Source organism: Streptomyces cinnamoneus (assembly GCF_002939475.1).
GTDB classification, from domain to species: domain Bacteria; phylum Actinomycetota; class Actinomycetes; order Streptomycetales; family Streptomycetaceae; genus Streptomyces; species Streptomyces cinnamoneus_A.
Genome location: NZ_PKFQ01000001.1, coordinates 1180951 through 1195730, shown reverse-complemented (window position 1 = coordinate 1195730; position 14780 = coordinate 1180951). Strand labels below are relative to the sequence as shown.

Sequence of the window (14780 nt, the reverse complement as noted above, 5' to 3'; positions counted from 1 at the left end):
GGGGAGGGGTCACGTCAACGGATCCGAGGTGCCCGCCCCGCTCGTCCACCCCGGCCCCGACAGGACCTCCCCGTAGGCCTGCATCAGGTCCGGCAGGCGCAGCGTCGCCAGGTCGTCGCGGGTGGGCGTGCCGGCGTACCCGGACAGCCGCAGGTCCCGGTACGCGCAGCTCTTCTCGTAGAGCGTGCGCAGGAACCGGCCGTTGCCCAGCTCGTCGATCCAGCCCTGCTCGACCACGTGGGCGCTGATGCTGCGTAGTTCCTCCAGGGACTCCTCGTCCCAGGCGTCGCCGTTCTCCGCGGCCAGGACCTCGCCGATGCTGGTGAGTTCGGCGGGACGGTAGCTGGGGAAGTCCACGCGGGTGGTGAAGCGGGAGTGGAGGCCGGGGTTGGCGGTCAGCAGCCGGTCCATGCCCTCCGGGTAGCCGGCCAGGATGACCACCAGCCGGTCGCGGTTGTCCTCGGCGCGTTTGAGGAGGACCTGCAGCGCCTCGTCGCCGTAGGCGTCGCCCTTGCTGTATCCGGAGTTGGAGAGGCTGTAGGCCTCGTCCACGAAGAGCACACCGCCGAGCGCCGAGTCGATCAGCTCGTTGGCCTTGACGGCCGTCTGCCCCAGGAACTCGCCGACCAGGTCGGCCCGCTGGGCCTCGACCAGATGGTCGCCGCCGAGGAGCCCGAGGGCGTAGAAGACGCGGCCGAGGATGCGGGCCACCGTGGTCTTCCCGGTGCCGGAGGGGCCGGAGAAGACGAAGTGACGCTTGGGGGGCTGGACGGGCAGCCCCTGGCCGGCCCGGAGCCGGGCCATGTGCAGTTGCGCCGACAACGCCCGCACCTGCCGTTTGACGGGTTCGAGGCCCACCATCCGCTCCAGCTCGGCCAGGGCCTTGGCGAGCAGGACCGGATCGGAGCGGCCGGGCAGCGGCGCGCTCGCCTGCTGGGCGGGCACGCGGAACTTCTCGCGGACGCCGTCGGCCTCGACCGGCGCGCTGCCGGCGGTGACCGGGCCGGTGCCGGTGAGGACGTCGAGGGAGTCGGAGGACGCCTGGGCCTCCGGCTCGCCCGGCGGGTCCGAGGGGTCCGCCGCGGTGCCGCCGAAGGCCAGGGAGGACAGGTCGACGGGCTCGTCCAGGCCGTCGCCGTCGGCGATGGCGGTGAGCCGGGCCGCGGTGTCCATGAACGTGGGGTCGACGCGGTGCACGGCGCGGTAGAGCGGCAGCGCCGCGGCGCTGCGGCCGGTGCCCTCGTGGGCGCGGGCCAGCCAGTAGCGCAGCTCCTTGCGCTGCGGCTGTTCGCTGCGGCAGCGCATCAGGGCGGTGGCGAGCAGCGGCTCGGCCTGTCCGTACATCTCCAGGCGCACCCGGGCCATGCCGCCGAACAGCCCGGCCTCGATGCCCAGCAGCGGGTCGTCCAGGAGCGCTTCGGTGTGCCGCACGAGCTGGTCCCAGTCCTTGACCAGATACGCGCGGCAGGCGTGCAGGAAGCGTACGTGCGGGTCGGTCTCGGCCGGGGGGCAGCCGGCGAGCGCCCGGTCCAGCTCGGGGACGTGCCGTCCGTCGAGCCAGTGCGACGCGTGGGCCAGCAGCAGGTCACGGCCGTTCTCCAGGACGGGCTGGACCCACCAGCCCAGCCAGTACCAGGAGTTGAGCGGTCGGCGGTGGCGGGCGCGCTGTTCGCCGAAGCGGTCCCGGTGCCGGTACATGCGCAGCAGTGCCGTCGTGGTCTCGGCGCGCAGCGCGTGCAGCCCGAGCCAGGCGTCGGCCATGCCGGGGTCGACGCGGACCGCCGTCCTGAACTCCTCCTCGGCCTGGGTGTAGGCGCCCATGGTGTAGGCGTCGACGGCGCGCAGCCAGGCGAGATCGGCAGGGGCGGGCGGGCCCTGCATGCCGAGATCCATCACGTCCCCCACAAACCTGCCCCCGTAGCGTGCCGTGCCGCCGGGCGAGTGCCTTGGCCGCGCCTTTCCGAACCGCTGTGCTGTGGACGGGAGTTGAGTTGACCAGTGTGCCGACGCAACTCGTCGTGCGGGTCCCCGCAGGCGGGTGCGTCGTCTCGCATCGTACCTGCGCGGTCGGCGTCGCTCGAAGGGTGCGGGGGCGCGGACCACGGCACCGGTGCGATCCGGGGGCGCACGGGAAAGCGATCCGGAGAGTGGTCACCCAGGGTCACCCGGCGGGGCCGCACGCCGGAACAAAGCGCTCGAATCGCTGCGCCGGGGGCGGTACGAAGCCCCCGGTCACGGGGGAACAACCGGGGGCTTCGCGTATGCAAGCGGCTCTCGGAAGCCGCACATTGAGAACGTAAGTCCTGTACGCCCGCCAGGTCAAGCCGAGTTGGGGCCGCAGGCGGGGAACGTCCGGGGATGCGGGGTGTACCGGCGGCAACCCCTCACGCAAGGTAAGGGTGACGTCGGGTCAGTCGGTTTTCGAAGGCCCCGGCAGCAACACGTATCCCTCCATGCTCTGGAGTACCAGGAGTTGCGCATAGGGACGCGTGGGGTCCGTGGAGAAATGCGCTCGCTCCGCCTGCTTCCAGCCGTCCCAGAAATCGGTCAGTTCGGGTCCGTCACGGAGTTGACCCCTTTCCCAGGAGCCCTCATCCGTCAACTCCATCCACAACAGGCAAGCGAGATACGGCCGGAGCGCCCTCCGTCCCGCCCCCACGCCCTCCACCAGGACGACCGGCGCCGCGGGCAACGCGCGCTCGTCGTCGCCGAACCGCCGCGCCACCCAGTCGTACGCCCGGTACCGCGCGGTCTCGCCGCGCGCCAGGGGGGCGAGGATCCACTCGCGCATCCGCCCGGTCCACTCGAACAGCTCGTCGTGCGTCGCCAGGTCGTCCAGGTGCAGCACGGGGGCGCCGCCCAGCGCCGCCGCCAGCCGCGCGCAGAAGGTGGTCTTCCCCGACCCCGCGTGCCCGTCCACGGCGACCAGCCGGACCGGGCCGAGTGACGGGGGCAGGGCGCGCAGCCGGCCGGCGAGGGCGGCCAGCGTGCCGGAAGGCGGGGTGCCGGGGCTGGTGCGATCGTTCACCGCACCACCCTAGGCCGTGCCCCGCGGACCGGCCCCGGGCCCGTGCCCTCCGCCCCGGTGTTCCGCAACGCGCCGCGCGGGCATCACTGGCCGTGGGCGTCCGCACCCGCGATAGTGGTCCGGCCCGAACGGGCCGGCCCGCGTCCACAGCCCCATCAACCCACGACTGGGGGACCACCGTCATGTCCAGCAGACCCGCGCCCCGTCGCACCGTCATCACCGCCGCCCTCGCCGTGGCGGCCGCCGCCACCCCGCTCGCCTCCGCCGCCGCGTCCGCCGCGGTGCCCGGCAGGGGCTCCGGCCGCCCGGCGGGCACCGTCGACAACCACGCCTGGGTGACCTTCCCGCAGTGGGCCGGCGGCCGGGGCGCCGGCACCCGGGTCCTGGGCGGCACCCGCCCCGGCCTGGTCATCGACCGGCCCATCGGCAACCAGGAGTACGCCGACCCGCACACCCACACCACCGCCACCTGGGAGTACGCCACCTGGCGCTCCCCGGTCACCGTGCCGGCCGCGCCCGCCACCGAGATCGTCGTCTCCTGGAACGCGCACACACCGGCCGGCACCTGGCTCCAGGCCGAGCTGCGCGGCACCTACACCGACCGCACCAGCACCCCCTGGTACGTGATGGGCCGCTGGACGTCCGGCGACGCGCGCGGCGACATCCGCCGCACCTCGGTCGACGGGCAGAGCGACAAGAAGAGCAGCGTCTCCACCGACACCCTCGCCGTCGACGCCCCCGCCAGCGGGCTCCGCCTGGCCTCGTACGAACTGCGGCTCACCCTCTACCGCAGGCCGGGCACCGCCCTCACGCCCACCGTCTGGCGCCTCGGAGTGATGGCTTCCGACATCCCCGACCGCTTCACCGTGCCGGCGTCGCGGCCGGGGGAGGGGGCGGGGCACAGGCTGGCGGTGCCCAGCTACTCACAGGAGATCCACAAGGGCCAGTACCCCGAGTACGACAACGGGGGCGAGGCCTGGTGCAGCCCCACCTCCTCGCAGATGGTCATCGAGTACTGGGGGCGCAGGCCCACCCCCCGGGACCTGGAGTGGGTCGACCCCTCCTACACGGACCCCCAGGTCTGCCACGCGGCGCGCCACACCTTCGACCACCAGTACAAGGGCTGCGGCAACTGGCCGTTCAACGCCGCGTACGCCGCCACGTACCACGACCTCCAGGCCGTGGTCACCCGGCTGCGTTCCCTGAACGACGCCGAACGGCTGGTCCGGGCCGGGATCCCGGTCATCACCTCCCAGTCCTTCCTCGCCTCCGAGTTGGACGGTGCCGGCTACGGCACGGCCGGCCACCTGATGTGCGTCGTCGGTTTCACCGACCGCGGCGATGTCGTCGCCCACGACCCGGCGAGCCCGACGAACGCGGCGGTCGAGCGCGTGTACCAGCGGCGGCAGTTCGAGAACATCTGGCTCAGGACCAAGCGCCACAACGCCCAGGGCCAGATCAGAAGCGGCTCGGGAGGCATCTGCTACCTCTACTTCCCCGTGCGCCCGACGACCCGTCAGGCCAGGGCCCTGTCCTCGGTCGGGGTGCGCTGACCGGAGCCCGGCCGGGGCCCGGTCGACGACCGTCGCCCAGGCCGTTCCGGTCGTCGCGGGACGCCACCCTCGACGCATGAGAAGGGGAAGAGGTTGCATACCGGACCCGCCCCGCGAAAGAGACCCATGTCACGCCGGTGCTCCGTTTCGGACCGCGGTGGCGCGCGCATGCGTGCGGGCCAAAGTGAACGGTGGCTGAATGCGGACCGGTTATGTCCGCCTGTCGCTTCCATTCGAACGGGCGATCAGTAGCCTCTGGTCAACACCCCCGCGACGAACTGGAGACACAGTCTGATGGAGCGTCCCGTCCGGTTCCCCCCAGGCGTCGGCCCGTCCGAGCCGAGCGTGCCCTCCACCAGCGCTCGCGCCCGGGGCGGCTCGTACTCCACCACGGCCGGACGGGTGCCCGCGCGCGGGGCCACGGGGCCCTCCGGGGCGGGTTCCGCGCCGGGCTCCGGTGCGGCCCTCCCTCTTGCGGGTACCGTTGGTGAAAGGGCGTCGGGCGCGGGGCCGGCGCTGGCGCGGGGGGCGAATCAGGCCAGTGCTGAGGTTCCCGGGACGGGGCGGAGGCCGTGACCCCGAGGCCGAGTGGCAGAATGCTGTCCGTGAATCAAACCGCCGCCCCGGTTTCGTACGCGACCGTGGAAGTCCTCGGCTCCGGTTCCCGGGACGACCGATTGTTTCGGTTCGCCGCCATCTGGGGCCGAGCCATCTACCCGGGGACGGCGGCCGCCATGACGCGTGCCGAGTTCGAGCGCCACCTCGTGCCCCTCGCCCGCGTCCTGCGCGACGCCCTCCACGCCCGGCCCTTCGACTCCAAACCGGCGGTCGAGGTCGGTGCCGCGCTCGTGCGCGCCAACTGCACCGACCCCGAGGTCCTGCCGCTGATCCTCAGCGTCATCGACGCCTACCTCGTGCTGTACTGCCCGCCCGGCACACCCATGCCCGTCGAGGAGAGCCGCGCCCGCTGCTCACGCCTCCAGCACGCGGTGGCCGCGGGCTTCGCCCGCGCCCTGCGGGAGCGCACCCTCGCCGAGCAGGAGGCCGTCACCCGCGTCGCGCGGGCCGCCCAGGCCGAGACCGAGCAGGCGCTGCGCGACAGCGAGGCGCGCTTCCGCGCCGTCTTCGAAGGCGCCGCCGTCGGCGTCGGCGTCGCGGACGTCCAGGGCCGCATCACGGACGTCAACGACGCGCTCGTCCGGATGCTCGGCCAGTCGGTGACCGGCCGCAACGTCGGCGAGCTGGTCCACCCCGACGACCCGCCGGAGTGCTGGAGCCTCTACCGCGAGCTGGTCCGCGGGGACCGCGACCACTACCGCCTCGAAAAGCCGTACTACCGCAGCGACGGCAGCGTCCTGTGGACCGACCTCTCGGTCTCGCTCCTGCGCGACGCCTCGGGCGCTCCCCGGTACCAGCTCGCCGTCATGCAGGACATCACCGAGCGACGGCTGCTGCGGGAGCGGCTGCGCTACGAAGTCACCCACGACTCACTCACGGGCCTGCCCAACCGCACCCTGTTCTTCGAACGCCTCGACCGCGCGCTCCAGACCGCGACGTCCGGCGAGGGGGTCCGGCAGGGCGGCCCGGACGCGGCCGGCGCCCGTTTCGGCCTGTGCTACCTCGACATAGACGGCTTCAAGGCCGTCAACGACAGCCTCGGCCACGCCGTCGGCGACCAGCTGCTCGTCGCCGTCGCCGAGCGGCTGCGCTCCTGCGTCCGCGCGCCGCACGAACTCGTGGCCCGGCTGGGCGGGGACGAGTTCGTCGCCCTGAGCACCGGGCCCGCCGCCTCCGGCGACGCGACCGCCCTGGCCCGGCGCATGCTGGCCGCCCTGGCCGAGCCCATCCACGTGGGCGGCCGCGACCTGTCCGTACGGGCCAGCATCGGCATCGTCGACGGCGTGGCCGGCGAACCGGGCGCCGCCGAGGTGCTGCGCAGCGCCGACATCACGATGTACCGCGCCAAGGCCGCCGGCGGAAACCGCTACGAGCACGCCGACGCCGACTGCGACGCCCGCGCCATCGCCCGGCACAGCCTCACCACCTGCCTGCCCGCCGCCCTGGACCACGGCGAGTTCTTCATCGAGTACCAGCCGCTGGTACGGCTCGCCGACGGCACCGTCCGGGGCGCGGAGGCGCTCGTGCGCTGGCTGCACCCGGTGCACGGGGTGCTCGGGCCGGACCAGTTCATCCCGCTCGCCGAGAGCACCGGACTGATCGTGCCGCTCGGCCGCTGGGTGCTGGAGGAGTCCGCCCGCCAGGCCCGCTCCTGGCGCGCCGCCGAGGGCGGTGAACCCGCACCCCTGCGGGTCAACGTCAACCTCTCGCCCTCCCAGCTCCGCCACCCGGGCCTGGTCGCCGACACCGTCGCCATCCTGGGCAACGCCGGGCTCGACCCCTCGGCCCTGTGCCTGGAGGTCACCGAGAACGCGCTCATCGGCGCCGACGAGGACGAGCTGCGCCACCTGCGCCAGCTGGCCGACCTGGGCGTCGACATCGCCCTCGACGACTTCGGCACCGGTTACTCGAACCTGTCGTACCTGCGCCGCCTCCCGGTCAGCACCCTCAAGCTCGACCGCTCCTTCACCCGGGGCATGCAGCGCGCCCCCGCCGATCCCGTCGACGTCAAGATCGTCGAAGGCATCGTGTCGCTCGCCCACACCCTCGACCTGTCGGTGACGGTCGAGGGCGTGGAGACGGGCGCGCAGGCCGACCACCTGCGGCTGCTCGGCTGCGACACGGCGCAGGGCTGGTACTACGCGCGGCCCGGCCCGCCCGAGCGCCTGCACACGCTGTCGCTGGCGGACGCGTCGTAGCCGAGGGCGGCCGGGCCCCCGGACGCCGGTGCGGGCGCGTCGAGGAGCCGTGCCTCCCGGTCGGTCAGCAGCCGGGACCGGATGAGGAAGCGCACCCCCTCGGGTGCCTCCAGGGAGAAGCCGCTGCCACGGCCCGGCACCACGTCCACCGTCAGGTGGGTGTGGCGCCATCGCTCGAACTGGTCGGCGGCCATCCAGAAGCCGACCGGCTCCGCCACGCCCTCGACGGTGAGCTCGGCCAGCAGGACGTCGGAGCCGCCCGTGCGGAACTCGCCGCGCGGGTAGCACATGGGCGAGCTGCCGTCACAGCAGCCACCGGACTGGTGGAACATCAGGGGCCCGTGCTTCTCATGGAGCTTGCGGAGCAGTTCGGCGGCGCTCGGGGTGAGGGCGATGCGGGAGACTTCGGAGGCGTCGGTGACGCCGGTGTGCCCGTTCATCGGCGGTGCCCGGGCGTCCGGCGTAAGTGCGGGTTCATGGGGTTTCCTCCTCACTGTCCTGAGAGGGGACAGCCTGCCCGCAGGGGCGAGCTGATCGCCAGGGAGGGAAGGGGGCGGCTCGGAAATCGGCTGGTCACCCGGGGCGACGGCGCTGACAATGGGCCGCGTGAACAACCCGATCCACCCGGCCGCCGGGACCCGGCCGGCCCCCGCGACCCACCCGACCCCCGCGATCCCCCCGGCCGACGCGGCCGGCCCCGCGCTGCCCGCCCGTCAGATCCGGGCCCGGCACACGGACTCGACGATCACCGTCTACCAGGCGTACACCCCCGGGATCGGGGTGCCGGCCGCCCGCGACGGCCGCTTCCCCGCCAGCTGGAAGCGCGACCGGATGACATGGATCAAGCCGTCGTTCCTGTGGATGATGTACCGCTGCGGCTGGGGCACCAAGGAGGGCCAGGAGACCGTCCTGGCCGTGGAGATCAGCCGCGAGGGCTTCGAGTGGGCCCTGGACCACTCCTGCCTGTCGCACTACGACCGCCGGATCCATCCCGACGAGACCGCGTGGAAGCGTCAGCTGAAGCGTTCCCCCGCCCGGGTCCAGTGGGACCCCGAACGGGACCTGCGCCTGAACCCGTTGCCGCACCGGTCGCTCCAACTGGGCCTCGCGGGTGACGCGTCGCGCCGGTACGCGGACGAGTGGACCGTCGGCATCACGGACGTCACCGCGCTGGCGGCCGAGGTGCACCGGCGGGTGCGGGAAGGGGACCTCGACGGGGCCGCGTCGCTGCTGCCGGACGAGCGCCCGTACCCGCTCGACGACGCGCGCCTGGCCCACCTGCGGCACTAGGGGGTGTCCGATGGGTCAGCACGGGCCATCGGACACCCCCTGGGGGGCGTCCGCCGGGCCGGCGCGGACCCGTCGGACACCCCCTGGCGCGCGTTCGCCGCGTCAGTTCTCCTCTTCCTCCTGGCCGCCTTGGCCGCCCTCGTCCCCCTCCGGGGTACCGGACGGTGCCGGTGTGAGCGCGGGAGAGGGCGAGGGTGCGGGGGGCTTCGAGGAGCCGGCCGTGCCGCCGCTGTCCGGGGCGGTCTGCCGGGTTCCGGTCAGATAGGCCGTGACCACCACGTTGGCCTTGTACTCGCGGTGGGCCCGGTCGTACTCGCCGCCACAGGTGATCAGTCGAAGTTCGGCACGCTTGGTGTCGGCCGCTCCGTAGACCTTGTCGGCGTCGAAGTGGTTGTTCTCGACGGTGGCCACGTTCTCGACGGTGAACTCGGCGACGGACCCGTCGTTGCGCGTCACGTCGATCTTCGCACCGCGTTTGACGTTGCTGAGCTCGTAGAAGACGGCCGGCGAACTCTTGGTGTCCACGTGACCGACGAGCACCGCGGCGCCGGTGCTGCCGGGCGGCGGGCCGTTCTGGTACCAGGCCACGGTGTTGGGCCGTTCGTACGGGGGTGGTTCCACCCCGCCCAGGGCGTCCAGCCCGTGGGGCTCGATGGGGGCCTTGAGCCCCAGGGCCTTGATGGCCAGGGTTTGGGGGCCCGCCCCCGGCAACGGTTCGTGTACCGGGGGCAGGCCGGGCGCAGGAGGGTGTCCTGTGGCGGCGACGTCACCGGTCTTCGGAACCGCGGTTATCGGATCCTCGACGGTGTCGTGGCCCCACAGCCACAGGGCCAGCATCAGTGCCAACCAGGCCACCCCTGTCAGCAGGCGGCGGGAGCCACCGCCTGTGCGCTCTTCTGACATGACGCCGGTTCGCTTCCCGTCAACGCTTGGCCGCGTTGGCGCGACGGCGGTACCAGATCAGACCACCGGCGATGCCCACCGTGGCACCGGCGAGGGCGAGCGCGGGAGTCTCGGGCACCGAGGACTCCGGCGCGGCCACGGAAGCAGTGGCGCCGCCACCCGCGTGAGCGTGGTGGTGGGGCCGGCCGTGGTCGTTGTGGCGTCCCTCGTGGTCGCGACCGTGGTCGTCCCGGCCGTGGTCCCGGCCGTGGTCGTCCCGGCCGTGGTCACGCCCGTGGTCGTCACGGCCGTGGTCGTTGTCCCGACCGTGGTCGTGGTCACGCCCGTGGTCGTCACGACCCTCGTGGTCACGCCCGTGGTCGTGGTCACGCCCGTGGTCGTCACGACCCTCGTGGTCACGCCCGTGGTCGTTGTCCCGACCGTGGTCGTCACGACCCTCGTGGTCACGGCCATGGTCGTCACGACCCTCGTGGTCACGGCCGTGGTCGTTGTCCCGACCGTGGTCGTGGTCACGCCCGTGATCGTCGTCGCAGTCGTCACGGTCGTGGTCGCGGTCGTGACGGCCGTGGCCGCCGCGGCCATGGTCGTCGTCGCAGTTGCCGTGGTCACCGTGCTTGACCACGACGCTGCTCTGACCCGCCTTGACCGGGACGGTGGACGAACCCAGTGCGTAGGCGGCGGGGGCCGCGCAGACGGCGACTGCCGTCAGAGTGCCGCAGAGAGCGGTACGAATTGACTTCATTGGGTGTACCTCCTTCGTTCCGAGGTTCACCCGGCGACCCGGCTGGAGCATCCGCAGGGTAGTCGTATTGCTCCATCCGGTAGTCGATTGGGGCCAGACGGACGAGACGCGGTCCGATTTCAGCTGAAATCGGGGCAAGTTTCCTTGCCTCAGGAGGCGGCGCGGCCCTCCGCCCTCACCCGCTTCCCTCCGGGCTGGACGTCGTGCGGGCCGGCCAGCCGCTCGTCGCCCTGCCGGGCGGCTTGCGGAAGGCCGAGGCCGGGCCCGAAGACGATGTCCTGCCAGGTCATGCGGCGACCGCGTGCGATCAGGGGGGGGCAACGAGTGACGTGTGCCGCGCCCCTGGCCGGGTGAACCACGGAACGGTGCGATGGGTCACCGCTATTCCTTGACGAGTGATCACCCGAATCCGGTGGCGCTACGCCACCACTTCCGCAGCTCTGGCCCTGTCGGCACTCGCCGCGCTCGCGACCGTCCCGGCGTCCGCCTCCGCGCCGGCGTCACCGACCCGGCGGGACCTGCCCGAGCCGCCGCCGGCGGACGTCGCCCGGGACGAACTCGCCGGACTCACCGTCGAGGCGCCGCACTCCATGGACGGCTACTCGCGGGCGAAGTTCCCCCACTGGATCCAGCAGGGGAACAACTGCGACACCCGCGAGACCGTCCTCGCCCGCGACGGCAGAAACGTCACAGCCGATGTCCAGTGCCGCGCCGTCGCCGGCTCGTGGACCAGCGTCTACGACGGGAAGCAGGTCGACGACGCCAGGCAGCTCGACATCGACCACGTCGTGCCCCTGGCCAACGCCTGGCGCAGCGGAGCCGACAAGTGGGACACCCCCACCCGCCGGAAGTTCGCGAACGACCTGGTCGACCCGCAGCTGGTGGCCGTGTCCGCCACGTCCAACAGACAGAAGGGCGACCAGGGCCCGGACCAGTGGAAGCCGCCGCTGTCCTCCTACCACTGCACGTACGCGCGGGCCTGGACGCACGTGAAGTCCCTCTACAAGCTGAGCGTCACCCAGGCCGAGCAGAACACCCTCGCCGAGATGCTGGACACGTGCGGCCAGTGAGCGACGCGAGGTAGAGGGGCGAGGTGGCCGTCGGGGCGATGACGGGCGGCCGGTTCCCGGCTGCCGGGTTGCCCTCAATCGCCCTGACGGTGCAGGGAGTCGAGAGCGGCCAGCTCGTCCTCGGACAGGCGCAGCGCGCCGGCGGCCACGTTGGACGCCAGGTGGTCCGGGTCGCCGGTCCCGGGTATGGCCAGCACGTGCGGGCCGCGGTGCAGCGTCCAGGCGATCCGGACCTGGGCCGGGCTCACCCCGTGTGCCCGGGCGACGGCCAGGATCTCCGGGGCGTCGCCGTCGCTCACCCCGGCCTGGCGCCCGGACCCGGCGATCGCATAGAACGGCACGAAGGCGATGCCCTGCTCCCCGCAGTCGCGGACGAACGCGTCCTGGTCGGGCCGCACCCCGATGCCGTACATGTTCTGCACGCACACCACCGGCGCGATGGCCTGGGCCTCGGCGAGGTGCGCGGGTGTGATGTTGGAGATGCCCAGGTGGCGGATGAGTCCGGCGTCACGCAGTTCGGCCAGCGCGCCGAAGCGCTCGGCGATCGAGTCGTCGCCGACGACGCGCAGGTTCACCACGTCCAGGTGGTCACGGCCGAGCTGGCGCAGGTTCTCCTCGACCTGCCAGCGCAACTGCTCGGGCGTGGCGTGGGGCAGCCACTGGCCCGAGGGGTCCCGCCCCGGCCCGACCTTGGTGGTGACGACCAGGTCGTCCGGGTAGGGAGCCAGGGCTCGGTTGATCAGTTCGTTGGCGGAGCGCAGCGGCGAGAAGTAGAACGCCGCCGTGTCGATGTGGTTGACGCCGAGCTCGACGGCGCGCCGCAGCACCCTGATCGCCTGGTCGCGGTCGCGCGGGACGGCGTCCGGGACGAGCGCCTCGCCGGTCTGCGGCAGGCGCATCGCGCCGAAGCCGATCCGGTGGACCGCCAGGTCGCCGAGCTTCCAGGTGCCTGACGCCGCTGCGTTGATCGTTGCTGAGGTCATGTCGGGAATGATCTACGGGCAGGGGGATCGCCGCCACTGGTCCAGGCGTGAGAAAGACCTCGGGGGAGCTGTGGCGGACCTGCCGCCCTCCACAGGGACCCGGCCCACCGCGCGGGGCTCTGCCCGGTGCCGGGGCCTCCCGGCACCTGACCGCGTGCTTCGGACAACGAAGCCCCTCTCCTGGCGGCAGGAGAGGGGCACGAGATCACTTCTTCCGGCGCTTGCGGGGCGCGGGCACGGTCGGTGCCTCGGTTTCGCGGGCGGCGGCGAAGAAGGGCGCCATCACTTCCTCGTACTGCTTCAGGGATTCGGGACCCAGGTCGACTTCGAGCCACTTGGGCACCTGGATTTCCTTGATTTCCGTCATGGGGGAACCGTCCTCGTCCACCTCCCCCGTCAGGTCCTCCATTTCCTCGGTCACCGTCACGGCGAACTTGACCGTGGTCAGATTGTCGGTCACCTCGGGGGCGAGGTCGTCGAAGTCGATCCGCTGGACGTAAATCGGAGTCGTGATCGTCTGACCACCGACCTCGATCGTCTTCACCCCTTCTTCCACGCCGGGCTGACCCTTGTGGGACTCGTCTACCTCAATGAATTTGGTGCCCATGGACGGCGCCTCTCCTTTTGTTGGTACGCGCCTAAATCCTAGTGCAGCTCGGGCTGCTGACGCCAATTCAGGTACGGGCTGGACTCCCGTAAACAGTCGGCCGTTTGGCCGGTGGTTCCTTCCGCGCCGGAGAATCGAGTTGTTGGCGATTGGCCGCTCTTTTCAAGGACCGTACGGATATCCACCTTTTGATGAAATCTGTGCGTCCGGGGAAGGCCGTGTTCTGCGTGGGAGCGTTCTCAGAAGAACCCCAGCTTCTTCGCCGAGTAGCTCACCAGCAGATTCTTCGTCTGCTGGTAGTGCCCCAGCATCATCTTGTGGCCCTCCCGCCCGATCCCCGACTGCTTGTAGCCGCCGAAGGCGGCGTGCGCCGGGTAGGCGTGGTAGCAGTTCGTCCAGACGCGGCCCGCCTGGATGGCCCGGCCGGCGCGGTAGGCCGTGGTGCCGTTGCGGGTCCAGACGCCGGCGCCCAGGCCGTAGAGGGTGTCGTTGGCCAGGGCGATCGCCTCGTCGAAGTCCGTGAACGGGGCCACCGCCACCACCGGGCCGAAGATCTCCTCCTGGAAGATGCGCATGCGGTTGTGACCTTCGAAGATCGTGGGCTGCACGTAGTAGCCGCCCGCCAGTTCGCCGTCGAGTTCCGCGCGGGCGCCGCCGGTCAGGGGGCGGGCGCCTTCCTGGTGGGCGATGTCGAGGTAGGAGAGGATCTTCTCCAGCTGATCGTTCGACGCCTGGGCGCCGATCATCGTCTCCGTGTCCAGCGGGTGGCCCGGGCGGATCCGTTCCGTGCGGGCCGTCGCCGCCTCCAGGAACGCCGCGTAGTGGCCGCGCTGGATCAGGGCGCGGGACGGGCAGGTGCAGACCTCGCCCTGGTTGAGGGCGAACATGGTGAAGCCCTCGAGTGCCTTGTCCAGGAAGTCGTCGTCCGCCGCCGAGACGTCGTCGAAGAAGATGTTGGGGCTCTTGCCGCCGAGTTCCAGCGTCACCGGCTTCAGGTTCTCCGACGCGTACTGCATGATCAGGCGGCCCGTCGTCGTCTCGCCCGTGAACGCGATCTTGGCGACCCTGGGGCTGGAGGCCAGCGGCTTGCCCGCCTCCACTCCGAAACCGTTGACGACGTTCACGACGCCCGGCGGGAGCAGGTCCGCCACCAGGTCGAGCCAGACGTGGAGGGACGCCGGGGTCTGTTCGGCCGGTTTGAGGACGACCGTGTTGCCCGCCGCCAGGGCCGGGGCCAGCTTCCACGCCGCCATCAGGATGGGGAAGTTCCAGGGGATGATCTGGGCCACCACGCCGAGCGGCTCGTGGAAGTGGTACGCCACGGTGTCCTCGTCCAGTTCGGAGAGGGTGCCCTCCTGGGCCCGTACGGCACCGGCGAAGTAGCGGAAGTGGTCGATGGCGAGCGGGATGTCGGCGGCGAGCGTCTCGCGGACCGGTTTGCCGTTCTCCCAGGACTCCGCCACCGCGAGGGCCTCCAGGTTGTGCTCCATGCGGTCGGCGATGCGGTTCAGCACCACCGCACGCTCGGCCGGGGCCGTGCGGCCCCACGCGGGGGCTGCCGCGTGCGCGGCGTCCAGGGCCCGTTCGACGTCCTCCGCCGTGCCGCGCGCGACCTCGGTGAAGGGCAGCCCGTTGACCGGGCTCGGGTTCTCGAAGTACAGGCCCTGCTTGGGCGGTACGTACTCGCCGCCGATCCAGTGGTCGTAACGCGGCCGGTAGGTGACGATCGCCTCGGGGGAGCCCGGGCTGGCGTAGCGGGTCATGGGGGTGGCCCTCCGGTCATCGACG

14 protein-coding genes are annotated in these 14780 nt (G+C 72.0%); 5 read left to right on the top strand and 9 right to left on the bottom strand.

Going from position 1 to position 14780, the window contains the following annotated elements; genetic code table 11:
• Positions 1-9: 9 nt before the first annotated feature.
• Entirely contained in the window at positions 10-1893 is a 1884-nt protein-coding gene (locus CYQ11_RS04700; protein WP_099197597.1) for an AAA family ATPase, read from the bottom strand.
• A 517-nt stretch (positions 1894-2410) separates the two neighbouring features.
• Positions 2411-3028 (bottom strand): uridine kinase family protein, encoded by a 618-nt coding sequence (locus CYQ11_RS04695; RefSeq protein WP_240003135.1) that lies wholly within the window; start codon positions 3026-3028, stop codon positions 2411-2413.
• Positions 3029-3210: 182 nt separating this feature from the next.
• Here CYQ11_RS04695 and CYQ11_RS04690 point away from each other — a divergent pair, with 182 nt between their 5' ends.
• Both CYQ11_RS04690 and CYQ11_RS04685 read left to right on the top strand, forming a co-directional pair.
• Positions 3211-4581, top strand: coding sequence for a C39 family peptidase (locus CYQ11_RS04690; RefSeq protein WP_099197596.1), 1371 nt, complete (start codon positions 3211-3213; stop codon positions 4579-4581).
• Positions 4582-5177: 596 nt separating this feature from the next.
• Entirely contained in the window at positions 5178-7397 is a 2220-nt protein-coding gene (locus tag CYQ11_RS04685; protein ID WP_099197595.1) for a putative bifunctional diguanylate cyclase/phosphodiesterase, read from the top strand.
• On the opposite strand, the gene CYQ11_RS04680 is transcribed toward CYQ11_RS04685, so the two are convergent.
• Positions 7337-7837: a DUF779 domain-containing protein gene (locus tag CYQ11_RS04680; protein WP_240003134.1), complete on the bottom strand. Its 501-nt coding sequence runs from the start codon at positions 7835-7837 to the stop codon at positions 7337-7339. The two genes, CYQ11_RS04685 and CYQ11_RS04680, sit on opposite strands and share 61 nt — an antisense overlap.
• A gap of 232 nt (positions 7838-8069) precedes the next feature.
• Between CYQ11_RS04680 and CYQ11_RS04675 the strand changes: the two genes are divergently transcribed.
• Positions 8070-8687 (top strand): DUF4291 domain-containing protein, encoded by a 618-nt coding sequence (locus tag CYQ11_RS04675; protein ID WP_240003148.1) that lies wholly within the window; start codon positions 8070-8072, stop codon positions 8685-8687.
• A 102-nt stretch (positions 8688-8789) separates the two neighbouring features.
• Here CYQ11_RS04675 and CYQ11_RS04670 read toward each other — a convergent pair whose 3' ends face one another.
• Positions 8790-9542 carry a class F sortase gene (locus CYQ11_RS04670; protein ID WP_338105368.1) on the bottom strand — a complete coding sequence of 251 codons (753 nt, stop codon included), beginning with the start codon at positions 9540-9542 and terminating at the stop codon, positions 8790-8792.
• 67 nt (positions 9543-9609) lie between these two features.
• Positions 9610-9708 carry an LPXTG cell wall anchor domain-containing protein gene (locus CYQ11_RS29400; protein ID WP_181143581.1) on the bottom strand — a complete coding sequence of 33 codons (99 nt, stop codon included), beginning with the start codon at positions 9706-9708 and terminating at the stop codon, positions 9610-9612.
• A 45-nt stretch (positions 9709-9753) separates the two neighbouring features.
• Here CYQ11_RS29400 and CYQ11_RS29395 point away from each other — a divergent pair, with 45 nt between their 5' ends.
• A complete protein-coding gene (locus CYQ11_RS29395; protein WP_181143580.1) occupies positions 9754-10326 on the top strand; it encodes a hypothetical protein in 573 nt (190 codons plus the stop codon).
• A 155-nt stretch (positions 10327-10481) separates the two neighbouring features.
• On the opposite strand, the gene CYQ11_RS04660 is transcribed toward CYQ11_RS29395, so the two are convergent.
• A complete protein-coding gene (locus CYQ11_RS04660; RefSeq protein ID WP_205041773.1) occupies positions 10482-10622 on the bottom strand; it encodes a hypothetical protein in 141 nt (46 codons plus the stop codon).
• Between the two features lie 108 nt (positions 10623-10730).
• On the opposite strand from CYQ11_RS04660, the gene CYQ11_RS04655 reads away from it, so the two are divergent.
• On the top strand, positions 10731-11402 hold the full coding sequence (locus CYQ11_RS04655; protein ID WP_205041772.1) for an HNH endonuclease family protein: 672 nt from the start codon (positions 10731-10733) through the stop codon (positions 11400-11402).
• Between the two features lie 74 nt (positions 11403-11476).
• Here CYQ11_RS04655 and CYQ11_RS04650 read toward each other — a convergent pair whose 3' ends face one another.
• The 3 genes from CYQ11_RS04650 to exaC all read right to left on the bottom strand — a co-directional run bounded on the left by CYQ11_RS04650 (position 11477) and on the right by exaC (position 14755).
• On the bottom strand, positions 11477-12385 hold the full coding sequence (locus tag CYQ11_RS04650) for an oxidoreductase (RefSeq protein WP_099197592.1): 909 nt from the start codon (positions 12383-12385) through the stop codon (positions 11477-11479).
• Positions 12386-12590: 205 nt separating this feature from the next.
• Positions 12591-12992: a hypothetical protein gene (locus CYQ11_RS04645; protein WP_099197591.1), complete on the bottom strand. Its 402-nt coding sequence runs from the start codon at positions 12990-12992 to the stop codon at positions 12591-12593.
• Positions 12993-13231: 239 nt separating this feature from the next.
• The gene (exaC, locus tag CYQ11_RS04640) at positions 13232-14755 is read right to left on the bottom strand and encodes an acetaldehyde dehydrogenase ExaC (RefSeq protein ID WP_099197590.1); all 1524 of its coding nucleotides are present in this window, start codon (positions 14753-14755) and stop codon (positions 13232-13234) included.
• Positions 14756-14780 lie beyond the last annotated feature (25 nt).